This window comes from Ruegeria sp. AF1, assembly GCF_056542125.1.
On the sequence record NZ_JBQFZG010000011.1, the window covers coordinates 59,046 to 84,236 of the forward strand.

At 56.5% G+C, this 25,191-nt stretch carries 27 protein-coding genes; 8 read left to right on the forward strand and 19 right to left on the reverse strand.

The window, feature by feature from the left end; translation table 11 throughout:
- Nucleotides 1–27: 27 nt before the first annotated feature.
- Together ACR0BK_RS14690 and nagA are read left to right on the forward strand one after the other, a co-directional pair.
- A complete protein-coding gene (locus ACR0BK_RS14690) occupies nt 28–1,056 on the forward strand; it encodes an SIS domain-containing protein (RefSeq protein ID WP_480520601.1) in 1,029 nt (342 codons plus the stop codon).
- Nucleotides 1,053–2,186, forward strand: coding sequence for an N-acetylglucosamine-6-phosphate deacetylase (nagA, locus tag ACR0BK_RS14695; protein WP_480520603.1), 1,134 nt, complete (start codon nt 1,053–1,055; stop codon nt 2,184–2,186). The genes ACR0BK_RS14690 and nagA overlap by 4 nt, the downstream gene beginning before the upstream one ends.
- 92 nt (nt 2,187–2,278) lie before the next feature.
- Here the strand turns inward: nagA and ACR0BK_RS14700 are convergent, their stop codons facing one another.
- Both ACR0BK_RS14700 and ACR0BK_RS14705 read right to left on the reverse strand, forming a co-directional pair.
- The gene (locus ACR0BK_RS14700) at nt 2,279–3,166 is read right to left on the reverse strand and encodes a c-type cytochrome (RefSeq protein ID WP_480555196.1); all 888 of its coding nucleotides are present in this window, start codon (nt 3,164–3,166) and stop codon (nt 2,279–2,281) included.
- A gap of 14 nt (nt 3,167–3,180) precedes the next feature.
- Nucleotides 3,181–3,648, reverse strand: a complete 468-nt coding sequence (locus ACR0BK_RS14705) for a c-type cytochrome (RefSeq protein ID WP_480478107.1) — start codon at nt 3,646–3,648, stop codon at nt 3,181–3,183.
- 86 nt (nt 3,649–3,734) lie between these two features.
- On the opposite strand from ACR0BK_RS14705, the gene ACR0BK_RS14710 reads away from it, so the two are divergent.
- From ACR0BK_RS14710 to ACR0BK_RS14720, 3 genes are all read left to right on the forward strand, one after another.
- Complete coding sequence (locus ACR0BK_RS14710) at nt 3,735–4,580, forward strand: LysR family transcriptional regulator (protein ID WP_480478105.1); 846 nt, start codon at nt 3,735–3,737, stop codon at nt 4,578–4,580.
- Nucleotides 4,581–4,880: 300 nt separating this feature from the next.
- Nucleotides 4,881–5,807: an MBL fold metallo-hydrolase gene (locus ACR0BK_RS14715; protein ID WP_480555198.1), complete on the forward strand. Its 927-nt coding sequence runs from the start codon at nt 4,881–4,883 to the stop codon at nt 5,805–5,807.
- Complete coding sequence (locus tag ACR0BK_RS14720; RefSeq protein ID WP_480555199.1) at nt 5,804–6,748, forward strand: MBL fold metallo-hydrolase; 945 nt, start codon at nt 5,804–5,806, stop codon at nt 6,746–6,748. Before ACR0BK_RS14715 ends, ACR0BK_RS14720 begins: the two co-directional genes overlap by 4 nt.
- A gap of 1 nt (nt 6,749) precedes the next feature.
- Here the strand turns inward: ACR0BK_RS14720 and ACR0BK_RS14725 are convergent, their stop codons facing one another.
- From ACR0BK_RS14725 to ACR0BK_RS14790, 14 genes are all read right to left on the reverse strand, one after another.
- The gene (locus ACR0BK_RS14725) at nt 6,750–7,808 is read right to left on the reverse strand and encodes a YeeE/YedE family protein (protein WP_480555200.1); all 1,059 of its coding nucleotides are present in this window, start codon (nt 7,806–7,808) and stop codon (nt 6,750–6,752) included.
- A gap of 51 nt (nt 7,809–7,859) precedes the next feature.
- The gene (hemA, locus tag ACR0BK_RS14730; RefSeq protein WP_480555201.1) at nt 7,860–9,083 is read right to left on the reverse strand and encodes a 5-aminolevulinate synthase; all 1,224 of its coding nucleotides are present in this window, start codon (nt 9,081–9,083) and stop codon (nt 7,860–7,862) included.
- 1 nt (nt 9,084) lies between these two features.
- Nucleotides 9,085–9,519 carry a DUF302 domain-containing protein gene (locus ACR0BK_RS14735; protein WP_480520613.1) on the reverse strand — a complete coding sequence of 145 codons (435 nt, stop codon included), beginning with the start codon at nt 9,517–9,519 and terminating at the stop codon, nt 9,085–9,087.
- An 80-nt stretch (nt 9,520–9,599) separates the two neighbouring features.
- Nucleotides 9,600–10,862 carry an FCSD flavin-binding domain-containing protein gene (locus ACR0BK_RS14740; protein WP_480555202.1) on the reverse strand — a complete coding sequence of 421 codons (1,263 nt, stop codon included), beginning with the start codon at nt 10,860–10,862 and terminating at the stop codon, nt 9,600–9,602.
- 24 nt (nt 10,863–10,886) lie between these two features.
- Nucleotides 10,887–11,567, reverse strand: a complete 681-nt coding sequence (locus ACR0BK_RS14745) for a c-type cytochrome (protein ID WP_480478212.1) — start codon at nt 11,565–11,567, stop codon at nt 10,887–10,889.
- A gap of 29 nt (nt 11,568–11,596) precedes the next feature.
- On the reverse strand, nt 11,597–12,637 hold the full coding sequence (locus tag ACR0BK_RS14750; protein WP_480555203.1) for a c-type cytochrome: 1,041 nt from the start codon (nt 12,635–12,637) through the stop codon (nt 11,597–11,599).
- Complete coding sequence (gene soxC, locus ACR0BK_RS14755; protein WP_480555204.1) at nt 12,621–13,892, reverse strand: sulfite dehydrogenase; 1,272 nt, start codon at nt 13,890–13,892, stop codon at nt 12,621–12,623. The genes ACR0BK_RS14750 and soxC overlap by 17 nt, the downstream gene beginning before the upstream one ends.
- A 65-nt stretch (nt 13,893–13,957) precedes the next feature.
- Nucleotides 13,958–15,655: a thiosulfohydrolase SoxB gene (gene soxB, locus ACR0BK_RS14760; protein ID WP_480555205.1), complete on the reverse strand. Its 1,698-nt coding sequence runs from the start codon at nt 15,653–15,655 to the stop codon at nt 13,958–13,960.
- A gap of 87 nt (nt 15,656–15,742) precedes the next feature.
- A complete protein-coding gene (soxA, locus tag ACR0BK_RS14765; protein WP_480555206.1) occupies nt 15,743–16,588 on the reverse strand; it encodes a sulfur oxidation c-type cytochrome SoxA in 846 nt (281 codons plus the stop codon).
- A gap of 69 nt (nt 16,589–16,657) precedes the next feature.
- On the reverse strand, nt 16,658–16,987 hold the full coding sequence (gene soxZ, locus ACR0BK_RS14770) for a thiosulfate oxidation carrier complex protein SoxZ (protein WP_480495914.1): 330 nt from the start codon (nt 16,985–16,987) through the stop codon (nt 16,658–16,660).
- A gap of 34 nt (nt 16,988–17,021) precedes the next feature.
- A complete protein-coding gene (gene soxY / locus ACR0BK_RS14775; RefSeq protein ID WP_480555207.1) occupies nt 17,022–17,438 on the reverse strand; it encodes a thiosulfate oxidation carrier protein SoxY in 417 nt (138 codons plus the stop codon).
- A 46-nt stretch (nt 17,439–17,484) separates the two neighbouring features.
- Nucleotides 17,485–17,961, reverse strand: a complete 477-nt coding sequence (soxX, locus tag ACR0BK_RS14780) for a sulfur oxidation c-type cytochrome SoxX (protein ID WP_480555208.1) — start codon at nt 17,959–17,961, stop codon at nt 17,485–17,487.
- A gap of 131 nt (nt 17,962–18,092) precedes the next feature.
- A complete protein-coding gene (locus tag ACR0BK_RS14785; protein WP_480520688.1) occupies nt 18,093–18,671 on the reverse strand; it encodes a thioredoxin family protein in 579 nt (192 codons plus the stop codon).
- A 14-nt stretch (nt 18,672–18,685) separates the two neighbouring features.
- Nucleotides 18,686–19,426 (reverse strand): cytochrome c biogenesis CcdA family protein, encoded by a 741-nt coding sequence (locus ACR0BK_RS14790; RefSeq protein WP_480555209.1) that lies wholly within the window; start codon nt 19,424–19,426, stop codon nt 18,686–18,688.
- Between the two features lie 80 nt (nt 19,427–19,506).
- On the opposite strand from ACR0BK_RS14790, the gene ACR0BK_RS14795 reads away from it, so the two are divergent.
- The 3 genes from ACR0BK_RS14795 (at nt 19,507) to ACR0BK_RS14805 (ending at nt 21,394) form a co-directional block, all read left to right on the forward strand.
- A complete protein-coding gene (locus ACR0BK_RS14795) occupies nt 19,507–19,881 on the forward strand; it encodes a hypothetical protein (protein WP_480520623.1) in 375 nt (124 codons plus the stop codon).
- A gap of 100 nt (nt 19,882–19,981) precedes the next feature.
- Nucleotides 19,982–20,290 (forward strand): metalloregulator ArsR/SmtB family transcription factor, encoded by a 309-nt coding sequence (locus ACR0BK_RS14800; RefSeq protein ID WP_480520690.1) that lies wholly within the window; start codon nt 19,982–19,984, stop codon nt 20,288–20,290.
- 42 nt (nt 20,291–20,332) lie between these two features.
- Nucleotides 20,333–21,394 carry a YeeE/YedE family protein gene (locus ACR0BK_RS14805; RefSeq protein WP_480555211.1) on the forward strand — a complete coding sequence of 354 codons (1,062 nt, stop codon included), beginning with the start codon at nt 20,333–20,335 and terminating at the stop codon, nt 21,392–21,394.
- A 92-nt stretch (nt 21,395–21,486) separates the two neighbouring features.
- On the opposite strand, the gene ACR0BK_RS14810 is transcribed toward ACR0BK_RS14805, so the two are convergent.
- The 3 genes from ACR0BK_RS14810 to oppB are packed head-to-tail and all read right to left on the reverse strand — an operon-like array spanning nt 21,487 to nt 25,157.
- A complete protein-coding gene (locus tag ACR0BK_RS14810) occupies nt 21,487–23,292 on the reverse strand; it encodes an ABC transporter ATP-binding protein (RefSeq protein ID WP_480555212.1) in 1,806 nt (601 codons plus the stop codon).
- A gap of 1 nt (nt 23,293) precedes the next feature.
- A complete protein-coding gene (locus tag ACR0BK_RS14815) occupies nt 23,294–24,223 on the reverse strand; it encodes an ABC transporter permease subunit (RefSeq protein WP_480478073.1) in 930 nt (309 codons plus the stop codon).
- 10 nt (nt 24,224–24,233) lie between these two features.
- Complete coding sequence (gene oppB, locus ACR0BK_RS14820) at nt 24,234–25,157, reverse strand: oligopeptide ABC transporter permease OppB (protein ID WP_209507493.1); 924 nt, start codon at nt 25,155–25,157, stop codon at nt 24,234–24,236.
- Between the last annotated feature and the right edge of the window lie 34 nt (nt 25,158–25,191).

Consider the following 25,191-nt stretch of genomic DNA (forward strand, 5'->3'; position numbering starts at 1 on the left):
TGTGATTCCGATGGAAAGGCTGCCCCGATGACCCCGAAAACGACCCTGATGCGTCAGGAAATCGAAGAGATTCCTGTTGCTGTCGAGCGATTACTCAGCAATGGCGGAGATGCCCTGAGCACAGCGACGGACGTCGCCCGGAACGGCGGGCTGAAGTTCATGATTTCGGCGGCGCGTGGCTCTTCGGACCACGCCTGCACATTTCTGAAATACGCAAGCGAACTGCTTCTTGGTTTGCCCATGGCATCCGTCGGCCCATCAGTCGCGTCCGTGTATGGCGCCGACCTGCATGTGGCCGGGGCGCTTTGCCTTTCTGTTTCACAATCAGGAAAAAGCCCGGATATCGTGCAGCTTACGAAAAGTGCCCGAAAGGCCGGGGCCAGCACGGTGGCAATCACAAATGATCCGTCGTCGCCCCTTGCACTGGCGGCTGAGGCGGCTTTGCCGCTGCACGCGGGTCCTGAGCTTAGTGTAGCGGCGACAAAGACATTCGTGACCTCGCTGGTTGCCGGGCTTTGGCTGCTGGCGGAACTGAAAGGCGACAAAGATCTTCTGGCTGCGCTGCGTGACCTGCCCAAGCACCTTGATGCCGCCACGCGGTGTGACTGGAGCAAAGCGGCGGCTGTCGTCACCCAAAGCTCGCTTTATACGCTTGGCCGCGGACCAAGCGTAGCAATCTCGAACGAGGCTGCGCTGAAATTCAAAGAAACCTGCCAGATCCATGCCGAAAGCTATTCCTCGGCCGAGGTGCTGCACGGCCCGGTCTCGATCGTGGAAGGCGGGTTCCCGGTTATTGCCTTTGCCGCCAATGATCCGGCTGAGCCGCTGTTGGCCGAGGTTGCCGACACGCTCGCGGCCAAAGGAGCACAGGTATTTGCCACCAGCGCAATGGTCACAAAGGCCGAGGTGCTGCCTCATGTCCGCACGGATCACTGGCTGACGGACCCGGTGGCGGCTATCGTGTCCTTTTATTCAATGGTCGAGCAGGTCGCAGTACAGCGCGGGATCAACCCGGATGCGCCACGTCACCTGCGAAAAGTGACGGAAACGGTATGAGCGGCCAGGCGATCACCTACCACGGCGGGCTTGTTTACGACGGCACCAGATTGCACGACGGTGCCGCGCTGCGGCTGGAGTCGGGCCGCATAGCTGACATAGGCGTTGACGTGAAGACAGACGCTGGCAAGCTTGTCGACCTGCAAGGCGATATACTGGCGCCCGGTTATGTTGACCTGCAAGTGAATGGCGGCGGCGGAGTGATGTTCAACGCCGCCCCGTCTGTCGAAACACTGGCACGCATCGCCAAGGCGCACCGGACGCTTGGGGCGACCTCGATCCTTCCCACCCTGATCACGGATACCGCAGCCAAGACCCGCGCCGCCATCGAAGCGGTCAAGGCCGCGATTTCTGCGGGTGTTCCGGGGATCGCTGGCCTGCATCTGGAAGGGCCGCATCTTTCGGTGGCTCGGAAAGGTGCCCATGATGCAGCCCTGATCCGCCCCATGGATGACGAGGACCTGACGACGCTTGTCGCGGCTGCGCATGCCCTGCCCGCATTGATGCTGACGGTTGCGCCAGAAAACGTGTCAATTGCGCAGGTGAAAGCGCTGGTCTCAGCAGGCGCCGTTGTTTCGCTGGGCCACAGTGATGCGGATTTTGATACCTGCTTGTCCTATGCCGAAGCCGGTGCGTCCTGCGTCACGCATCTGTTCAACGCAATGAGCCAACTTGGCAATCGATCTCCCGGGCTTGTCGGGGCGGTTCTGACCTCGGGTCGATTAAACGCCGGACTGATCGCAGACGGTATTCATGTTCACCCTGAAGCCATGCGCACAGCCTGGGCCGCCAAGCGGGGCCCAGGCCGGATATTTCTGGTCAGCGATGCGATGGCACCGGCTGGCACAGACCAGCGCATGTTCGAACTGGAAGGCCGCCGCATTTCCCGCAAAGACGGCCGTTTGACACTGTCTGATGGCACTTTAGCGGGGGCTGATTTGGACTTGACCACAGCACTGCGTGTTCTGACCACGCAGGCAGAAGTGCCGTTGGAAGACGCATTGGCTGCCGCAACTCGCATACCCGCCGAAGTGACAGGATTATCCGACGCGGGGCGGTTAACCATAGGAGAGCAATGCCCGCTGATCCGCATTGCCAGAGATCTGAGCAATGTAGCCGTGCTGGTTTGACCCAGCAATCCAAACGTTTTTTGCGTTGCTCAGAACCAGTGTCATAAGACCTGCGCTGACAAATGCCCGAGTTTCTGCAACCAGTAGCCAATTCACTGAACGGGAACGGATTTCAGATAAGCAGCAATGGCCAATCGGTCTTCATCGCTTAGTTTCGAGGTGTTCTCGATGACTTCGACCATTTCGCCTCCGGCGCTGTCATAATCCGGTGTGAAACCGGATTTCAGATATTCAGCGATGTCAGCCTCGGACCAGTCAAGCTGGGCGGTGGTCAGACCGGGGATGCGCCCCTTGCCATTCGGATTTGGCGCTCCGGTCAGCCAGAGATCCCGCTTCAACCCTCCCAGTCCGTTTCGCGGTGAATGGCATTCCGCGCAGTGCCCCAAAGCTTCCACCAGATACCGCCCCCGGATTTGCTGGTCGGTCAAATCACCTTCAATCACCCAGCCCGAGCCTGAAAACAGAAATTTCCACAACCCCAGCCCGCGCCGGATATTGAAAGGGAAACCAACGTCATGCGGGATACTTGCCGCATCAGATGCAGGCAGGGTGTTCAAAAACGCATGAAGCGCCGCGACGTCCTCGACCGTCATCTTGGCATAAGAGGTATAGGGAAAGGCCGGGTAATAATGTTGTCCCTTTGGTCCTGTTCCGTGTTTCAGGGCATTGGCCAGATCCAGCACGGACCATGATCCAATTCCGGTGTCTGGATCACTGGAGATGTTTGGAGCTACAAACGTACCGAAATCCGTTTCAAACCGGCGCCCGCCTGCTAGAACAAGCTTTCCTTCCTCGCTGGCATCCGGGGCCGAGTGGCACGAGGCGCATCCTGCTGAATAGAAGACAGACGCCCCTCTGGTCACGTCGGGGGTCAGACCGGCCAACCGGGCTGGATCAACCCTTTGCGGTCGGGTCAGCAGCAAACCGGCCAACCCGACCAAAAGCATGACTAGAACGGCGAAAAGTAGAATGCGCCGCACTGATCAATACTCCTTTAATTTTCCGGTGCTCTGTATGCTTTGTGACAGGCCGAGCAGGCTCCGCCAAGTTGGCCCATCGCCCCTTTCAGAGCTTCAACGTCCTGACCTGCCGCAGCCTGCATCGCAACAGCGGCATCGGCCAGTGCCTGCCCTTTGGCCCCGACATCTGCGAAGTTTTCCCAAATAGCGGGCAAGGCGCGGGTTGACGGGTCTGACACATTATCCGATCCGGCTGGCCACATCGCGGACTGGTCGATCTGCGACACAACGACAATATTATTTGCGGCTCGCGTAGCCGCTTCGGCATCATATTCTGCCTCTCCCTTGGCCATGGCGCCCAGCGTGCCAAGGTTGAAAGCGTAAAGCTGCATAATCGAAGTCCGCGCTTTTACAGCCGGGTTTTCGCTATCCTGAGCAATTGCAGTTCCAACTACGGCCAAGGACAAAAGACCTGCCGCAAAGATCGAAGACTTCTTAATCATGGTGTGGCTCCCTGTTTAATGTGCCATATGATAGCTTGAACGATTTTTCTTGTAATTGTTTGTTATTCGGCCTCACCTGTTCATTTATGAACAACGACAATTGGGACGATATTCGGTATGCCCTCGCCGTCAGCAAACACGGCTCGTTGAATGCGGCGGCGACAGCCCTGGGCGTTGCACATGCAACCGTCCTGCGCAGAGTTGCCGCCTTCGAACACCGATATGGCTGTGTTGTTTTTCGGAAAGACCCGTCAGGGTATTCAGTACTTCCCGAAGCCAGAACAATTCTGTCCGCCATGGAAAGCGTTGAAGACGCCGTGCTTTCGGTAGAACGCGCCGTTGTGGGCGCAAATCGTTCGCCTGCGGGTCATGTGCGTATCGCGTCCACGGACAGCCTTTGCCAGTTTGTCCTGCCACAGATACTAAACTCAATTTCCGCCCTCTATCCGAGCCTCGAACTGACGATCCTCAGCGGTAACAGTCACCATGATCTGACCAGGTTAACTGCGGATATAGTTGTCCGCCCTTCAGTTCAACTTGGTGAAGGGTTGACCGGAGAGCGCGCAGGAACGTTGTTCTTTGGGGTTTACAGTGACGGTACCCGTGACCAAAAATGGATGCGGCTTGATGGGGCTCTCAGCCGTTCACTCCCGGCCAAATGGTTGGCTGAACATGTTCGCGCCGATGACATGACAAACGGAGCAGACAGTTTTCTGGTGCTTCAGCAGATGGTTGCATCGGGTGCGGGGCGAGCTTTGTTACCTGCTTTTATTGGCGACGCTGATCCCCGGCTTCACAGGTTGAACGACATTGATCCCAGAATCGAGGTTCCACTTTGGGTCGCGACGCTAGAGGAAATCGCACACACGCCAAGATTTGCGGTCGTGCAACGGGCTCTGGTTGAACACCTGCCGCATGCGCTGGCTGGGTGACGTCACAATTGTAGTGTCCTGGTAGGTCGCTTTGCGTTGAAATCTCCTGCAAGCCGTGGCGGGTGCCCTGCACCTGCAACAGGACATCCTGCGCCGCGATGCACAGGTTTTCACCGCCGCTCCAGGTAGTCCATTCCGTATCTGCTTCGCAAAGACGTGTCAAAGGTACTTTGGGATGGGCCAGATGTGCGACACCTTGCTGCGAACATTCCAACGCAAGTGGTGGAAAGCCCCAGAGATAATGTGCCGTCCGCGTCATTCATCATTTACAAATAAAAACATTCATCTTAATGATTGTGTATGAGCAGAGACCCACATTTCTCCCGGCGCACCTTCCTGTCTCAGGGCGCATGTCTGGCGCTCTGCCTGCGACCCAGCTTTGCGATTGCGGAGATGACAATTGGCCAATCGGCAAGGATTTCGACTTTGTCAGATGGGTATCTGTCGTTGCCGCCCGAAATGGTCTTTGGCGCAATGCCCGAGGCAGAGCTAACAGAACTTCTGAACCGCTATCAGGCAGATCTGACCAGTTACCAGCCCGAGTGCAACATTGTGCTCTACCGCGATGACCAGAATACCATACTGTTCGACGTTGGAGCCGGGCCCGACTTCATGCAAACCGCTGGCAAACTTCCGGAAACTCTGGACGCCGTCGGGTTGTCTCCGGATGAGGTCACGCAGGTGATCTTCACCCATGCACATCCAGATCACATCTGGGGTGTGCTGGACGACTTCGGAGATCCACTCTTTCCCAATGCCAGATTTCATCTTGGCCGCACGGAATGGGACTATTGGTGGAACCCCGCAACCGTGGAAACGATAGGGGCCGACCGCACGGCCTTCGCGGTGGGCGCAAAGCGGCGCATGGAAGCCATCGAAGGCATGGTTGCGTTTTTTGATGAGGGGCAGGAAATCCTTCCCGGTATCGCAGCACGCGCTAGTTTCGGGCACACGCCCGGACATATGGCCTTCGAGATTCGCAAAGGCAGTGACGCGGTGATGGTCGTGGGCGATGCGCTCGGCAATCCGCACGTCGCGTTCGAGCGTCCGGACTGGCGCAGCGGTACGGATCAGGACCCCGACGCCGCGGCAAGTGCACGGAAATCGCTGCTGGATCAGATTTCTCATGCCCAAATGAATATTATTGGATTCCATCTGCCAAATGGCGGATTTGGCCGTGTCGAAAAGGCCGGTTCGACCTATCGATTTATTGGAGAGCCTGCATGATGCGCGCTTTGTTGATTGCCTGTACCCTGGCCACACAAACCTGGGCCAGTGAGGATATTGCTGACCAGTACCCGCAGAGCGTTCTTTACTCGAAACCTGTCGAGTTTATTCCCGGCGTCTTTTCTGCCATAGGCGCAACCGCACCCCCAACCTATGAGAATTCGGGCCACAACAACAACCTCAGCTTCATCGTGACCGGAGAGGGCGTTGTCGTCATCAACGGTGGCGCGGCTTATGCGCTTGCCGAAGCGCTTCACAAGGAGATCCAAGCGATCACGGATCAGCCCGTGAAGCTTGTCTTTAACGAAAACGGTCAGGGGCACGCCATGCTGGGGAACGCCTACTGGTCGGAACTTGGAGTGCCCATCGTTGCTCATTCAGATGCGGCGGCTGAATTCGAAGAATATGGGCCGCAAATCCTTGAAGGGATGCAGGCATATAACAAGGACAAGGCAAAAGGAACTTTTCTGGCCGGTCCGACAGAAACGTTTGACGATGAATACATCGTCGAACTCGGCGATTTTCGCATCGAGGCCAAACATCTTGGACCTGCGCACAGCCCCGGCGACATTTCGATCTGGTTGCCCAATCAAAGCCTTGTCATCGCGGGTGACATGGCATTTCACGAACGTATGCTGCCGATCTTTCAGGACACCTACACCGCAGATTGGCTTGAGACCTGGGACAATGAGTTCGAGGCACTGGAAGCCACATATGTGATCCCCGGGCACGGTCATCCTACGAACATGGATCAGGTGCGCCGGTATACACATGATTATCTGGTCTACCTGCGCGCAAAGATACGCGAACATATGGATGCAGGCGGGGATCTGGCCGAGGCCTATTACGTCGACCAAACCCTTTATGCCCATTTGGACACGTTCGAGGAACTGGCCACAAAAAACGCCGGTCGTGTCTACGAACAGATGGAATTCGAATAAGTCAGGACCGCCGAAGAACGAGCATTCGCATCATCATCCGATGGGTGGCGACGGCCCCGACCCACATCGAGAAGACGGCAAGCCACGCAGTTAGCGACAAGGACGATCCCCCGGACAATCCGGCACCAACGGCGCAGCCACCTGCCAACATTGCACCAAATCCCATCAAGACGGCCCCCACAAGGTAGCGCTCCATCGGAGTATCCGGGCCAAATTGTTCGATCTTCCACTCGCCGGAAAGAATGGCAGAAACAGCGGCGCCAATTGCAACGCCCGGAACCAGACCAATGCCAAAGGACAGGGCAATTTTCCGCTCAGCCACCAGCGCCATCAATGTGTCCGTTGCCGGGCCGGTGAACGTGACCGAAGACACCGGCACGACGTCGAAGGAGGCTTGTGCAATCGCAAATGTCATCAACCAGCCAAGCGCCACAGCGACACCAACTCCGGCTGCCATGACAATCTTTGTCATTGTAACCTGCAGGCGCGCTGCAAACGCAACGGCCAGAACAAATGTCCCCGCGGCAAAGGCGGAGTATGCGATCGGCGAAAATCCAAGTAGTGCCGAAAGGTCGCGCGCGTTGCCACCTGCGATCGTCCAAAGACCGGACAGCGCCTCGCGCGCGGGGCTGAGCACACCTGTGTAAGCCGCTTGCGCGACCAACGTCAGAACCAGCCCCGTCACCATTGCCCTAAGGTTGCCGCATGAGGCCAACACCAACAGGCGCGACGCGCATCCGCGCGCCAAAATCATTCCGACGCCAAACATCAAACCGCCGATCACCGCGCCACTCAGGCTGCCTGTCGACGCAATTGACCGCGCCTCGGACAAATCCAGCCATTCAATCGAGACGAACCCCTGTACCAGCGTCAGCGCCGACGTGAACGCGACCAGCCAGACGGCCAGACGGGGGCCAAGCTCGCCCTCGGCGACTTCAACAGTGGATGCCCGCAAACAGAATTGAGATTTCTGAGCGGTGACTCCGAACAGGATGCCAACAAGCAAACCGGCGGCAGCCAATGTGCCCGAATCTCCCAGCAGATCGATGAGGCGTTCCATAGACAAAACTCTCACCTCTTTACGTGTCCGTCTTTGCCTTCCGTCAAGTTCTCACTGTGCGGCCATCGGTTTGCGCGCAAGCTGGCACTGTGTCCACAATGCACCCAACGCCTCGACCAACAGGGTTACATCTTCTGACGAATGTACAGGTGACGGCGTAATCCGAAGGCGTTCGGTGCCTTTCGGGACAGTAGGATAGTTTATCGGCTGGATATAAATCCCGTAGTCGCGCATCAAAACATCCGAGATGAAGCGGCACTTGACCGGATCACCGACCATGACCGGGATAATATGGCTTGGGTTGGGCGTGTGCGGGATGCCCAAAGCGTCCAGCCTGCTCCGAACCTCGCTTACGCGTTGCTGATGCAGGCACCGCTCCTCATTGCTATGCTTGAGGTGCCGGACGGATGCTGCGGCGCCGGCGGCGACGGCCGGGGGCAATGCTGTGGTAAAGATAAATCCGCTGGCAAAGGAACGGACAAAGTCGACAAGTTCCTTTGACGCCGCGATGTATCCACCAACCACGCCGAACGCTTTGCCCAACGTGCCTTCGATAACCGTCAGGCGATCCATCAGCTCTTCGCGTTCAGCGATGCCGCCACCGCGCGGCCCATACAGCCCGACGGCATGAACCTCGTCCAGATAGGTCATCGCGCCGTACCGATCCGCCAGATCGCAGATTTCGGCAATCGGCGCGATATCGCCATCCATCGAATACACACTTTCAAACGCGATCAGTTTTGGTGCGTTGGATGGCAGGTCCATGAGATGTCGTTCAAGGTCCTTCAAATCGTTATGCTTCCAGACCCGCTTTGCGCAACGACTGTGACGGATACCCTCGATCATCGACGCGTGGTTCAATTCGTCGGACAGAACCGTGATACCGGGAATTCGCGAAGCCAGAGTTCCCAAAGCAGCCCAATTTGAAACATACCCGGACGTGAATAGCAGCGCTGCTTCCTTGCCATGCAGATCCGCAAGCTCCTGCTCAAGCAGAACATGTTCATGCGTGGTCCCCGAAATATTCCGAGTCCCGCCAGCCCCTGCGCCACAGGTGTCGATCGCGCGGTGCATGGCCGCCAGAACCTTTGGATGCTGACCCATTCCCAAATAATCGTTCGAGCACCAGACTGTGACTTTCTCAGGTCCGTTTTCTGCATGGTTGTGTGCAGTTGGAAATGCTCCGCAATGACGCTCAAGCTCGGCGAAGACCCGGTAATTTCCTTCGGCCTGCAATTGCCCTAGCTGATCAAGAAAAAACTGTTGGTAGTTCATGTCAGTTTCCAACGGCTTCTTCTACGATACCGGCCAACAGGGCTTCGACTTTCTCCATCGGTCCGTCAGGATAGCTTCGGTAGCCCACTTTGACACCGCCTTCGTCCTCGGCCACGAAGATCCCGTAGGGGCAATAGCCGATATTCATCGGGTCGGCCTCCATCATTTCGCGCGAGAGCTTTGCGGAACAAAAGATAAATATTTCAGCGGCTGTGAAGATCTGCTTGTCGCTGCCGACATCCGCCCCCGTCCGGTTCAGCATGTCACCAACATGGCTCACATAATCGATAACCAGCCCCTGCCCAACAATTGCTGATTCAACGGCAAAGGTGGCGTCATCAAAGCTGCCGTCAAAGGGGACGGCAATGACCTCCCCTGCAAAAACCGGGTTTGCTAATGCAACCGAAAAAGCGGCTGATGCGATAAAGTGTTTCATGATGATGTTCCTCCTCCTGAACCACATTTCTTCAGATTTCACCGCCAAGGCTTTGACACCGGTCAAAGCCTTGGCGTTTCTTAACCGAACATGTCCGATGTGATACCGGCATACCAACCCAGCGACTCTTGGTAGGTTGCTTTTCTCAGGTCGGAGTCTTCGCCGGTCTGGCTGATAAAGCCGTCCACCTTGGCAATCTTTTCTGGCGTTGCTTCATAAGTCGCACCAACCTTGATCCCGTCATCCGTATCAATGAGCGACCAGCACGTGTTCGAAAACTTGGCCGGGAATATCTTTGATCCGGTCAATGCACCGCGAACGGCATTGGCGCAGACTTTCGCCTGGCTGTTGGCCGAAAAACCGGATTTCGGCATGTCGCCTTGCTGGCTGGCATCACCAAGAACATAGATGTCAGGGTCAGCTTTCGATGACATGTCCGCCGCGTTCACCGGTGCCCAGTTGCCATCGGTCACACCGGCCATTTCCGAAATACGCCCGGCTTTCATGGCCGGGATCACGTTGCAGACATCGACCTTGGTTTCTTCACCATCGATGGTCACCGTCATGGCATCCGGATTGACCGAGACATTGCCGCCGCCAAAATCCTCTCCGATCCAGTCGATCATGCCTTCGTAGTGGTCGGCCCAACCTTCCTGGAACAAAGACATCTTGGAGAATTTGTCTTTCGGATCAGCAATGATGATTTTCGCTGTCGGATTGTTCGCCTTCAGCACATGCGCAACCATCGAAACCCGCTCATAAGGTCCGGGGGGGCAACGGTACGGGTTCGGCGGCGCGACCATCGCAAAGGTTCCACCCTCGGGCATCGCCAGAACCTGCGCCTTCAACAGCTCGGTTTGAGAGCCCGCCTTATACGCATGCGGCATCTTGTTTTGTGCAGTCACATCCCACCCCTTGACCGCGCCATCGACAAAGTCGATACCCGGACTCAGGATCAGTTTGTTATATGGAATAGATCCGCCACCCGCTAACGAGACGGTTTTGGCGTCGCGGTCGACACCCACGGCCCAATCGTGAACCACGTTGATACCGTATTTTGCGGCAAGCGTGCCATAGCTGTGCGCAATGTCCGAAAGCTCCTGAAACCCGCCCAGATACAGGTTCGAGAAAAAACAAGTGTAATATGTTTTGGACGGCTCGATCAGGGTGACGTCAATCTCGCCCTTGCTGTCTTTGGCAATATAGCGCGCGGCGGTTGCGCCGCCTGCCCCGCCCCCGACCACCACGACACGGGGCTTTCCCTGCGCCAGCACCATCGGGGCCGACAGCCCGGCGGCAAGTACCCCTGCGGTTCCCAGAAATGTCCGTCTGTTGAGTGTCATCGCGTTTCCTCCCCTTGGGCATTGTCACTGTGGGTTGTTGAAGTAAGCGGCCAATGCCGCGATCTCATCGCTGCTCAGGCGGCCCGCGATCATCTGCATGACGGGATGGGGCCGCTGCTTGTCCTTGTAGGCGTGCATGGCGACAACGAAATCCTGGTCGGGCCAGTAAACGATCGAGGGAATCCCATCATCGCCTCCCTCTATCTGGTGGCATGTCGTGCATTCGCTGCTCAGATATTCGCCGTATTCTGGATCACCCTGTATCGCGAGGATTTCGGGGTTGACGGAATGGTCCGTTCTCTTTGCCGTTGGGTCGGCTTCGGGGATGTCCTGCGGGTTGTCGGAAAACACACGCAAATAGGCAATTACATTGGCCCGATCTTCCGGGTTCTCGAGCCCACGAAAGCTCATTCTGGTGCCGGATGCGAATGCGCGGGGGTTTTCAATGTAAGCCGACAATGTGTCGGCGTGCCATTCCAGCCCCGAAGTACCTGCACGGATCAGGCTTTTGGAATAGGTGAACTCCTCTAGCCCGGCAGCCCGGCGGCCAAATACACCATTCAGGTGCGGACCGATCCTGTTTTCAGCACCGGCGCCGACCTGATGACATTCTTTGCATTGGGCAAACACAAGTTTGCCGGCTACAGCATCGCCCAAGTCTTCGGTCGCGGTGGCGGCAGTTGTCAGGATACTCGCAGCAAACATGACACCTGTTGCCCACCGCCGCCACATGATCAGCTTCCGAACGACTTCAGGTAAACGATGACCGCGTCGATTTCATCCTGTTTCTTCAGCCCGGCAAAGGACATACGTGTCCCCTTCATGTAGGCTTTAGGCTTGGCCAGAAACGCGGCCATCTCTTCATCCGTCCAGATCAAGCCATCCTCGGCGGCAGCTTTCATGGCCTTGGAGTACTTAAAGCCTTCGACGGCGGCCGCATTGGCACCGGCAACGCCGTTCAATGCCGGACCCGTGCGATGCTTGGCCCCCTCGCCGACCTGATGGCATGACTTGCACTTCTTGAAAACTTTTTCGCCATTTTCGATCATTTCGGGATCAAGTGCCGCTGTGTCGTCAGCGGTTTCTTCGACCTCGACGGGTGCTTCCTCGGAAACAGATGCCGGGTCCGCGCTTTCAGCCCCGGCTTCGTCAGGCGTTACATCCAGAACGGCGGCGCGCATGGTGATTTCCACGCCTTCTTTGCAACCCACCATGCATGGCTCATCCGTCCAGAAATGCGCCTCGGCCGTTTCGCGGTCATCCACGATGAAACCCCCGGCATTCGGCATTTCCACTTCAAGGAAATTTTCGTGCGACAGCGTGAACTCATCATCAACGATGTCGTTGGAATACAGGATATAGGCGACAATCGCGTAAACATCGTCAGGCTCCAGCGATTGTGCGTCTCCAAACGGCATCGAACGGTTCACATAGTCCCATACCGTCGAAAGGTGCGGCCAGAAGGAGCCCACTGTTTTCAGCGGGTCCTTATCCGCAAGCGTGCCCTCGCCGCCCGCCAGTTTCGGCCAATTGCCCACACCTTCTGCAAAATCGCCATGACAGATCGCGCACCGTTCGGCAAAGACCTCTTCACCGGTGAACACGTCGCCGGACCCTTCGGGCAATCCGGTTCCGTCAGGTGCAACGTCGTGGTCCCATGCTGCGATTTCTTCGGGCAACGCAGGGCGCCCAAGTCCAAGCTTGTCTGCATGGGCTGGAACCGCCACGCACAACCCAAGGGCCGAGGCGGCCAATAGCTTACGATACTTCGACATTTTCCGCCTCTCCGCTTTCCTTGATCCACCAGGTCTGGATACAATTGTTGTGGTAGATCGAGTTCTCACCACGCACGTCGCGCAGCTGAGCTTTGCTGGGTTGGACGTAACCGGTCGAATCCTTGGCGCGGGCCTGCAACAGCATCTCTGTACCGTCCCAGTTATGGTCCAAATAAAACCGGGTCAGCGCCTTGTCTGTTCCGGGGGCCGCCAGACGCGCAGGAAACCAGTTTTTGCCACCATCCACCGACAAATCGACGCCGGTAATCGAGCCCCGCCCGGACCAGGCCAACCCGGTGATCACCAACGGCCCCGGCCCATGCGTGATCGGCGCTTGCGGGCTGGGCGAGGTGACGACCGATTTGGCGTCCATTACCCATGTCCATTTGCGTGATGTTCCGTCTTCGAGTGTATCCGTATACTTGGATGTCTCTTCGCGACTTTCGATAGCAATCTCGGTGACCTCGACCCGGCGCAGCCACTTAACCCACATGTTGCCTTCCCAGCCGGGAACGACCAGCCTGACCGGATAGCCGTGTTCTTTGCGCAAAGCCTCTCCATTGGCTTTGAACGCAACAAGTACGTCGTCCATTGCCTTTTCCAGTGGGATTGAGCGGCCGTTCGAGGAAGCATCCGCGCCTTCGACGTAAACCCATTTGCCTTCGGTCTTTACCCCCGCTTCTTCCAGCAGGGTGCGCAGCGGCACACCGGAGTATTCCATGTTGTGGATCATTCCGTGCGTGAACTGCGCGCCGTTGAGCTGCGCACCGGCCCATTCCATACCGGTATTGGCAGCGCATTCGCAGAAATAGATACGGTTTTCACGCGGGAAACGTTCCAGATCTTCATATGTGAAGATCAGCGGAGTTTCGACCAGACCGTTGATCATCAGACGGTAGTCCGCCTTGCTCAGCTCGATCGCACCCGAATGGTGCCGCTCGAACGCGCATCCCTGCGGGGTGATCGTACCGTCCAGCGCGTGGATCGGCGTGAAATTGATCGAACTGATCGTGTCTGCGGTCAACCACTCGACATTGCGCCGTACAACATCACTCTCGAATTGGATTGGCAGGCCGTAGGGGGTTGCATCCACGCCTTCGCCCGTTGACTGTGCCCATTCCTGAACCTGCGTGATCAGCGGGTCAGGGCCTGCGGCGCGCGCCGCTGAGGCTCCGACCGCACCTACGCCAACCGCGGCGGCACCGCTTAGAAACTGGCGACGCGATGGGGCTTTTCCCCTTGGGTTCTCGCTCATCTTGTTTGCCTCCGTCATTCGATCAGCAAATCTTGTATTCAATGTTTGAAGTTCGGTTCGCGCTGTCAGGCTCCGATCACCTCGACCGATGTATTCGGTTCGACAGTTACGGTACCCTGGCTGCGAATGTGGTTTTCGACGACATCCCAGATGGGCGGGCCTTCGGTGCCTTCGTTGACGCTGGCCCAACCGGCCACAACATAGGATTTCGCCGGATCAATCGCCTCACCAGTCTTGAGCAGGGTCATGTCGCTGATCCGCTGCCCTTGCGGTTTGGTCACATCGATACGGTATCCAAGTCCGCCGACACGCACCATGTCGCCACCCTGCTGGTAATAGGGATCGGGGTTGAACAGGTTGTCGCCAACATCCTCGAGGATCACGTGAATGAACTCACCCGTCATTTCCGTGCGATACGCATTCGGATAAGACATCGAGGTGACGTTCCAGATATCCTCGCGCGTGATCTCGTGACCGGGCAGGATCGACGGTCCCCAGCGCACACCCGGCGACATGGCAATGTCTGCCTCGCGCTCGCTGATCAGTGCGTCACAGATCAGATCGTCCCACGTGCCATTGAAGTTTCCGCGACGATACAGCAGCGAGTCCGTCTTGCCAATCACTTCGCTTAGCGCCGCATCATATGGTGCACGCTGTTCGTTGATCAGGGCCGTGATTGCCGGATCAGGCGCGATGACGTCTGAAAAGATCGGGATCAGCTTGTGCTTCAACCCCATCATCTGGCCATCCCGCACGTCCAGATCAACGCGGCTGACGAACTTTCCGTTCGAGCCGGACGCGATGATATGCGTCTTTTCGACCAGAACCGGTTCAGGCAATGCGTCATGGGTGTGACCGCTCAGGATTACGTCAATCCCCTGAACACGGCTCGCCATCTTCTTATCCACGTCAAAGCCGTTATGGCTGAGGACAACGACCACATCGGCACCGGCGTCGCGCACCTCGTCCACCATGGCCTGCATGTTCTCATCCCGGATCCCGAACGAGTATTCCGGGAACATCCAACTGGGGTTGGCAATTGGCATATACGGGAAAGCCTGTCCGATAACGGCAACTTTGGCCCCACCGCGCTCGAAGAACTTGTAGGGCTTGAAAAGTTCCGCAGGTTCATCCCATTCCGCGTCAAAGATATTCTGACCTAGCGCCGCAAAGGGCAAACCTTCGACGATCTCGTTGACCCGCTCGCTGCCCAACGTGAACTCCCAATGGAATGTCATCGCATCGGGCTTGAGTGCATTCATCACGTTGACCATGTCCTGACCCGCCGTCTGATAGCAGGTATACGAGCCATGCCAGGTGTCGCCCCCATCCAGCAACAGCGCATCTGGCCGGTCGGCACGGATGGCGTTGATAACAGTCGAGACCCGGTCAAGCCCTCCGACGCGGCCATACGTTTTTGCCAATGCAGCAAAGTCATTGTAGGTAAGCGCATAGGCGGACGGGCTGCCATCTTCGATCCCATAAGCCTTGCGAAACGCGGCCCCCGTCACATGCGGCATTTGCCCGCGCGCGTCTCCGATGCCCAGATTGACCTCGGGCTCGCGGAAGTAGATCGGTTTAAGCTGCGCGTGGATATCGGTGATATGAATCAGGCTGATATTTCCGAAGGTCTCAAATTCCAGCAACTGGTCCTGGCTCAGGCTTTGCTGGGCCGTCAGCCTTGCCCAGTTCCCGAAACCGGATGCCCCATACAGCGCTGAGGCCGCCATGGAGACCTGTAGAAAATCACGTCGCGATATCATCTGTCGGCTTTCCTGTTTCACATATAAATGTGTGAATGTAGTAGAAATTAAAAACCCGCGCCCGACAATCCCGGCGCGGGTTCTTTGTTACTGGCGTACCGACGGCGTTTCGACCGAAAGCCCATTGCCGCGCGATGCTACATAAAGCTCCAGTGCGCGGAATTCGTCCGAGCCTTCTGCAAAGGTTTCAGCGCGTGTATCGCGAATACAGCCGCGGAAGCGATTGTGGCGCGAGATCAGCTTGGCCTGTTTCAGACGATAGGTCGGGAAACCGTTGACCATCCCCTGGCTCAGATGGTCGGCCCGGATCATGTTGCCCCAGTTGTCTTCGTGACAGTTGGCGCAGCTCAGCTCCAGCTGACCATATCGTGTGTAATATATTTCCTTGCCCTGCTCCCAATACGGGGCCGCATCACCATCAATGGCGACATTCATGGGCAATCCACGCGATTGCAGAGCGATCAATGCCACCACACCCTGCATATCCGCACCCGACCACTTCCACGCATCCGCTTCCATGCGTTCCGTGCGGCACTTGTTGATCAGGTCTTCCATTACAACCAGCTTGCCGGTTTCCGCATCGACCTTGGGCATAGACGCCTGCAACCCATCAAAGCTTTCCACGTCACCGTGGCAGGACGCGCAGCTTTTGCCAGCCGCCCCGTCGACAGTCTGGTACAGGTCCGAGGCCTGATCGACAAATACCATCGCCGGGTTGTCGAAATCGTCGATCTGCAAAGCCTGGGTTTCATCGGTCCTGAAATGCCACCCCGAGTAGATCGTATCGAAGTTCTCGACATGGGCCGGGGCTTCGGTCACCGAAACCATTTCCAGTTCTTCGTTGATCACCAACTTGTCTTCGTCAGGTCCGGCGGCCACTGATACTGGGAATGCCAGAACTGCCGCGATCGCCGTGAGTGCTTTTTTATTCATTGCGTTCCTCCCTTGGGTGATCAGCGCAGGTTTCACCACCGGCGCTGATCTGCCATTGCGGTCGAGCCGTCAGGCGATCTCGATCGAGTTTTTTGTGTCGTAAACAGAACCGTCATCGTCATACCACGTGAAGACGAATTCCCCGGCTTCGGGCACGGTTGCATCGAATTGAAAGTACGGGTTTGTCGAAATCGCTGGTTCCATGGCCACGTCTATCACGAGCTGGCCGTTAAACTCGCAGGTGAATCGGTTGATGATCGACCGCGGGATAACGTTGCCTTCCTTGTCCTTTCGCTGACCGCTTTCCATATTGTGGCTGATCAGCGTTTTGATCGTGACTGCTTCGCCAGCAGCGGCTGTTTTTGGAACCTTGACGCGGGGTTTTACACCGGATGCCATTGGTTGTTCTCCTGTTCTTCAGGGCGCGTGGCGATCAGCCGCCGCAGCCGCCAATTGTCACTTTTACGGTTGCCGAGGCCTTGGCAAAGCTGCCATCAGCCATTTTGGCCACAGCAATGACATCCTGCGTTCCGGCAAGTCGAATACGGGTCGAAGCCGCCTGTGCAGCAGCCAGCGGGCCAAAGTTGAACGTGGCAACGCCGGGCTCGGGGTTTCCGGCTGCTACGATCAGGATTGCAGCCGCACCCGGTGCGCTGACTTCGATCGGAACGGTGTTTCCGTTCTCGGCAATTTCCGGCGCCGTCAGTGTCACACCGCCGTCGGCCATGTCTGCACCGCCAGTAAACGCAGCTATCGCGTCTTCCGCAGCCGCATTTGCGCGGAACGGCATCAGGGTCAGGACCGCAGCGCCCAGACCAAGAGCCAGAGTCTCGCGACGAGAAATTTCCATTTTCAATCTCCTTTGGATCCTCACGAATTCACGCCTGAAAGCGTGATTATTGTTCTTTAAGGGTTGCGAGGAACGCAACGACGTCCTCGATTTCCTGTGCAGTCAGGATTGACGTCAAAGGCCCTGATGGGGCTTTGCCCGTATAGGCGTCGCCCGGGCGGATATAGCCGTCATCCTTGTAGAAGGCGGGCATGACCGTTCCGTCAAACGTCATCTTGGCATTTGCAACCAATCCTCGAAGCTCCGCTTCGGACCACCGATCCCCGGCCCCATCCAGCAGCGGACCGACTTCGCCATGGAACGGAATATCCGCCAAGGCCGTGACCTGATGACAGGCCACACAGTTGCCCTTGGATTTCTCGCCCACGATGACCGCACCGTTTGCCGCATCGCCAGCGACGCCGGTCAATGAAGCCTCCACCGCGCCATAATCGTCAAACTGTACGTCTTTTGGTCCTGTTTCTGCCGCGATGGCGGCACTGCCTGTTATGATACAAGCCAAAGTCAAGTGTCTCAGCTTCATGATCCCTCCCATTTGCTACCGCGCCGATGGCGCTTTGCGACCCAAAGCCTCTGTGTACCGTAGTCGACGGGCAGGGTTCATCGCAACATTAAATTCATCTTAATGAATTTTTTTATTTATATTGCGCCGCATCAATCTTGCGAAACATTGTTTCGCTCTTGAATGCGGCGCGCATGATACCGTTGAAAATCTTCCCCATTATCAAGCTCGTACCGTTTTTCATTGACCCAGGTAAAAAGATCGAGGGTCGTTCCCTTCGAGAACGCCCCGGGCATGACCGCAACGGCCGCTTCGATTGCTGTGGCATCCTCTGATACGTCCTCCGGTAAGAAAACCAATGTAGGGGTGAACAGAATCCCCCATTTGCGCATCAGTGATCTTTGCTCGGCTTCTTCTCCGTCAAAATCGGTGGCCAAGGTGCTTCCGTGTAAGTCCAGCTGAACGACAAAGAAGTTTTCTTCGATATACGAAGACAGGTCGGGTTGGGGGAAAACCTCTTCATGCATTTTTTTGCAGTAGATGCAGCCCTGTTGTTCAATGAACAGAACCAGCCGCTTACCTTCCCCCCTCGCCTCTTCAAGGTCTTCACGAAGGTCTTTGAACGTGTCTCGCATCCACGGCGTTTTATGCAGACCGTCATCCCCCAGTTCAGCTGCGGAAACCGCCCCTGCAAACAGCCCTGTAATCAAGAACAGTATTACCCGTGTCATGGTGTCCTCCCGAATTAGCCGATGGCCGCCAGCCAAGGCATGTGATCCAGCATCCATTGTGCGATTAGATTTATGGTATTGGTCGCGATCAGGATGCCAAAAAGAATCAGCAAGACACCCATCGCCTTTTCAATGATTCCCAGATGTTTCCGGAAGCGCGCCATCCATTGCATGAAGGGTCGAACCAAAAAGGCTGCCAGAACAAACGGCGCCGTCATGCCAACCCCATAGACAAACAAAAGCGCGGCACCGCGCCAAGCGGTTTCGGTTCCGGCCGCCGTGAACAGGATCGCCGCCAGAACCGGCCCGACGCAAGGCGTCCAGCCAAAGGCAAAAGACAGCCCCAGAACATATGCCCCGATCACGCTTACATTTGTCGTCTTGCCGATATCTGCACGGAACTGTCGATACAGGAACCCGATACGGAAAAGACCCAGAAAATGCAGGCCCATCGCGATGATGATGAGCGCAGCGATCCATCGCAGAATGTCGAAATACGCGCGTACCATCTGACCAAAGATCGACGCCGTGGCCCCAAGCGCCATGAAGACCGTGATGATCCCGGCGGCAAAAGCTATCGCTGACAGGGTCGCCCGGCGGCGAACATCCGGGGTGATCGTCGAACCAGCCGAAATCTGCTCCATCCCGACACCCGCCAGATAACTTAGGTAGAACGGGACTATGGGCAGAATGCAGGGGGACAGGAAAGACAAAAGCCCCGCGATCAGAGCCCCTGCAAACGTGATGTCGAGCATGGTCAAATCAGTCCTGACAGGCTATTATTCATACATTCAAAATAATAAAGATATACCACCTCGGTCAATCGGAGCTTTTGATGCGTCACGCAATTCAAACATTGTTCGTCATCACATTGTTGATCTGGCCTGCTGCGTCGCGGGCCGAAATGGTGTTGCTGATGGCGGAAGAAGACGGGTGCATGTGGTGCGCCCGCTGGGACGCCGAGATTTCCGAAATCTACCCGCTGACAGCGGAAGGAAAAGTTGCCCCATTGCAACGAACGGACATCCACGCAACCACGCCCGAATGGATTATCCTGGATCGGCCCCTTTTCTATACGCCGACCTTTGTATTGCTGGAGGACGGTCATGAAATCGGCCGGATCGAGGGTTATCCTGGCGAAGACTTTTTCTGGGGGCTATTGGGTGTTTTACTACGTGACGCCGGAGTAATGATCGAGAGCTCTGGTTAAATCCCCAGGATTTACATATACTGTTTTGAATACGTGAAGCCACGAAAGCGAGAGGATCTTGTTGGACAAACAGTCGAAACTGCCCGTGTTCACCAAGGACATGTACAACGAGGACTTGGACAGGATGATGGATAACGCCCAGACGGCGTCCAATTTCCTCAAGGCGATCAGCCATGAGGGGCGGCTGATGATTCTGTGTTATTTGTCATCTGGTGAGAAATCCGTCACGCAGATGGAGGAAATGCTGTCGGCCAGACAGGCTGCCGTTTCCCAACAGTTGTCCCGCCTGCGCTTTGAAGGGCTGGTCAAGACACGACGCGAAGGCAAAACGATCTACTACAGATTGGCGGACGACCGGTCGACTCAGATTCTGGAAGTCGTCTACAATCTTTTCTGTCGGGACAAGTAGAAGCCCGAGAGAAACACCGCCAGCTTTGGGAGGAGACTGGCCATGTTCGAACTTCTGGGAGACGCCAATACAGTTGCGCTGGTCGGTCTGGTCGGCGGCATTGTACTTGGGCTTGCCGCTCGCATTGGGCGGTTCTGCACCTTGGGTGCGATTGAAGATTATCTTTATGCAAATGACGACCGGCGCCTGCGTATGTGGGCCGTCGCGATTGGTGTTGCGATCGTCGGCAGCCATTTGGGCATGGCGTTAGGGTGGATTGATCCACTCAGCACGACCTATATTGCGCAGACGTGGAATCCGATCGGATCGGTCATTGGCGGATTGATGTTCGGATATGGCATGGCCATCAGCGGAAACTGTGGCTATGGCGCGCTCGCGCGCCTTGGCGGCGGTGACCTTCGGTCATTCGTCATTGTCCTGATCGTGGGCCTTTCCGCATATGTGGTCATGTCCGGCCCTCTGGCCTATGTCAGGATCTGGCTTTTTCCCGAAGCCATGGATCTCGGTAATCCACAAAGCGTCAGCTTCCTTGCCGAACGGCTGACGTCGATACCTGCATGGGTTACAGGAACGCTTGTCGGCTCTGCCATAGTAGTGTTTGCCCTGACAAATGATCGTTTTCGTAAATCACCTGCGCAGGTTTTTTGGGGTGCGGCGGTCGGATTGGCAGTCGTTTCAGGCTGGCTTGGCACCAATTGGGTAGCCACACACGGGTTTGACGGTGAGACCTTGCAGACACACACGTTTGCCGCGCCTTTGGGTGATACCGTGTTCTATCTCATGACCGCCTCAGGCAACACGCTCTCGTTTGCGGTCGGTTCGGTTTCAGGGGTTCTGATTGGTGCTTTCCTGGGGTCATGGTCAAAAGGTCATTTCCGATGGGAAGCCTGCGAAGATCCACGTGAGCTTAAGCGGCAGATGTTGGGGGCGGCGATAATGGGGCCCGGGGCAATAATTGCGGTTGGATGCAGTGTCGGGCAAGGCATCTCCGCTTTTTCTCTGCTGGCCTATAGCGCGCCCATAACCTTTGCGGCGATCTTTGCCGGAGCAGCTCTTGGCCTGCGACAGCTTGTGTCAGGATTGTCTTTCATTCCCGAACGTTAAGCCCCACCACACGCTGCGGTTTCTTCGAACAGTCCCTGCGCAGGTTTTCGGTGCACGCACCAAGCATCGAAAACCTGCAACAGACCTTTCGATCAGCCATTGGCCATGATGGAATCCAGCGTGTCGTGTTCCGCTACAAAATGGTCTGGTGCGACTTCTTGCAGCTTAGGAACATAGTCGCTGTGACCGTTGACCAGTCGGCTGGGCAAAAACCGCAACGCGGCTTTGGGATCCAGCGGCGATGGCAGCTCACCCGGCAGTTTTAGGCGCTGCCGCGTCCGCTCTACATCCGGGTCCGGTATCGGCACGGCCGAGATCAGTGATTGAGTATAAGGATGGATCGGCTCCGAGCAGATCACCTCTCCATCACCCATTTCCACAATCCGACCAAGATACAGAACCATGATCCGGTTCGATACCGCACGCACAACCGACAAGTCATGGCTGATGAATATCATCGACAGGCCAAATTCCTGCTGAAGTTCCTTTAGCAGCTCGACAATCTGTGCCTGAATGGAAACGTCGAGCGCTGAAACCGCTTCGTCACAGATAATCAGCCTGGGCTTGTTGATCATCGCCCGTGCAATGCCGACGCGCTGGTTCTGCCCTCCGGACAGCTCGTGCGGGTAACGGTTGATCATGTTGGCCTGTAGACCAACCCGCTCCATCATCTCGGCGACCATCTGTTTGCGTTCCCGGTCCGTCAGATCGGGGCGGTAGGTTTTCAGCGGCTCAGCAATCGACGCTGAAATGGTCATGCGTGGATCAAGACTGGCCAACGGGTCTTGGAACACGATCTGCAGGTCCTTGCGGTATTTGTTCAGCTCGGATCGCTTCAAGCCGACGATCGGATGGCCCAACCAGCTGACGCCGCCCGCGCTGGGTTCGATCAGTTGCAAGACCGCGCGCGCCAGCGTCGATTTTCCACAACCGGATTCGCCCACGACACCCAGAGTTTCGCTCTTGCGAATATCAAAGCTGACACCGTCGACAGCTTTCAGCGGAACCTTGCGCCCGAACAACCCGCCAGAGACATGAATGGGGAAATGAACCTTGACATCATCAACCTTGAGAAGGGGTTCTTCGGCCTTTTCCAAAGCGCGCGGTGCGTCGCCGGAATCAATCCGGGGCATCGCCTCCAGCAGGGCCCGCGTGTATTCATGTTGCGGATTTCGGAACAGCGCGCGTGTTTCACCGACTTCGACGAATTCACCCATCCGCATGACCTGAACCCGGTCGCACATGCGCGCAACGACGCCCATGTCATGTGTGATCAGTGCAATTGCGGTGCCTTCATCCTTTTGCAGATGAACCATCAGATCAAGGATGTCTGCCTGAACCGTAACATCCAGCGCCGTCGTCGGCTCGTCCGCAATAAGCAGTTTGGGACTGCACAGCATCGACATCGCAATCATCACACGCTGTCGCATTCCACCGGATAATTCGTGCGGGAACTGGTCCAGACGGCGGCCCGCTTCGGGAATGCGCACCCTGTCCAACCACTCCAGACAGCGCGCGCGCGCGGCTGACCCCTTCAGGCCCTCGTGGACCTGCAGCACTTCACGCATCTGTTGCCCAATCTTCAGATGTGGCGTTAATGCAGTCAGAGGATCCTGAAAGATCATGCCGACATCGTCGCCGCGGATCTGGTTCAGCTTGTTCACCGGCAGGTTCAAAATCTCCTGACCGTTCAGCTTGGCTGACCCGCTGGCGTGTCCGGCAGAGGGCAACAAACCCATAGCGGCCATGAAAGTCTGGCTTTTGCCGGATCCACTTTCACCAACGATACCAAGGCATTCGCCCGGATTGATATCAAAACTGATATCCTTGACCGCCTCGACGACACCATCGGGGGTGTCAAACCGGACGCTCAGGTTCTTTACGGAAAACAGACTCATATCAGCGGTCCTTCGGGTCCAAAGCGTCACGCAGACCATCGCCGATGAAGAACATCGTGATGATAATGGCGACATAGAATGTCAGCGGGAACATCAATTGCCACAGCGTTCCATAGCCCATGGTTCCCGCCCCTTCTGCGATCAGTCTTCCCAGTGACGTGTAGGGTTCGGAAATTCCCAGACCCAGGAATGAGATGAAGCTTTCGGTCAGGATCATTTCGGGCACCAGAAGCGAGGCATAGACGATCACGACACCCAGCAGATTGGGCAAAATATGGCGATACATGATCGTGAATTCACTGACGCCTGCGGCGCGAGCAGCCTCGATGAATTCGCGGTTCTTCAGGGCAAGCGTCTGCCCGCGAACGATACGTGACATGGTCAGCCATCCAACCGCGCCTAGTGCGATGAAAAGCGTGAAGAAGGATCGCCCGGCAACAACCAGCAGAAGGATGATGATCAGAGTTGTCGGGATAGCCAGAAGGATGTCGACAAAACGCATCATGGCGCCATCCGTCCGACCCCCAAAGTAACCGGCAGTAATGCCATAACACGTACCAACGATCAGAGCGGTCGCCGCCCCGATCAACCCCACAAGCAGGGACGTCGTGGTAGCCTGAATGACGCGGCTGTACAGATCGCGCCCCAGATCATCGACACCGAAATAGTGACCCGTTTCCATCGACGGCATTCCCATGCCCCGGACATCGCCCATGACATTCCAGTCGATCTCTTCATTGCTCCAGACCGCAAAATACGGGCCAAGGATTGTGAACAACACGATAAGCAGCAAAATGAACACACTGGCCATTGCCGCTTTGTTTCTTACAAAGCGCATGCGCGCGTCCTGCCAGAGCGAACGCCCCTGAACGGCTGTATAATCGGTGATTTCTTCGGCCAGATGCGCGGCTTTTTGTGATTTTCCTAGCATATCCAGCCCCTCAGTAGCGGATCTTCGGATCGAACCAGGCATAGGCCAGATCGGTCAGCAGGTTTACCAGAACGGTCAGAACGCCATAGAGGATCGTAACCCCAAGCAGCACAGCATAGTCGCGTGACAAGGCCGAGCCGACATAAGCCTGCCCCAGACCACCGGTCGAGAAGTAGATGTCAACAAAGACGGATCCGGTCAGCACATAAACAAACACCGGCCCCAGATAAGATACGACCGGCAGCAAGGTCGGCTTCATCGCATGGCGCCAGATCACGGTTCTTGTCGGCAGGCCCTTGGCACGGGCGGTTCTGATAAAGTTCGAATTCAGAACCTCCAGCATTGAAGACCGGGTGATCCGTGCAATCGATCCCATGTAAGATGTCGCAAGGGCGATAACCGGCATGATCAGATAGGGCCATTGACCACCATTCCACCCACCGCCGGGCAACCATCCCAGCCACAGGGTGAAGGTCAGGATCAGGATCGGACCCATGATGAAGTTGGGCAGCGCCTGCGCTGCAATCCCCAGCCCAACCGCAAAGTAGTCGATCCAGCTGTTGTGCCGGATCGCGGCGGCAATCCCCAGCCCGATGCCAACCACAGTAGCGACCAGAAAGGACAGCGACCCATAGGTCAGCGAGATCGGAAAGCCCTGCGCGATGATGTCGTTCACATCGCGGTCCTTGAACTTGAAGGACGGTCCAAAATCGAAATGCACAACGATATTGTACAGATAGTCCCAGAGTTGCTTCCACAACGGCTGGTCCAGACCATACCGCGCCTCGATATTGGCCAGAACCTGCGGCGGCAATGTCCGTTCCGAGGTAAAGGGCCCACCGGGCGCATAGTGCATCAAAAAGAAACAGGCGACGATCAGCAGCAGGATCGTCGGTATGGCGGTCAGCACCCGCCGAATGACATAGGCAAGCATTCAATGCCCCCAATAGATGGCGCTGCCCCGAAGA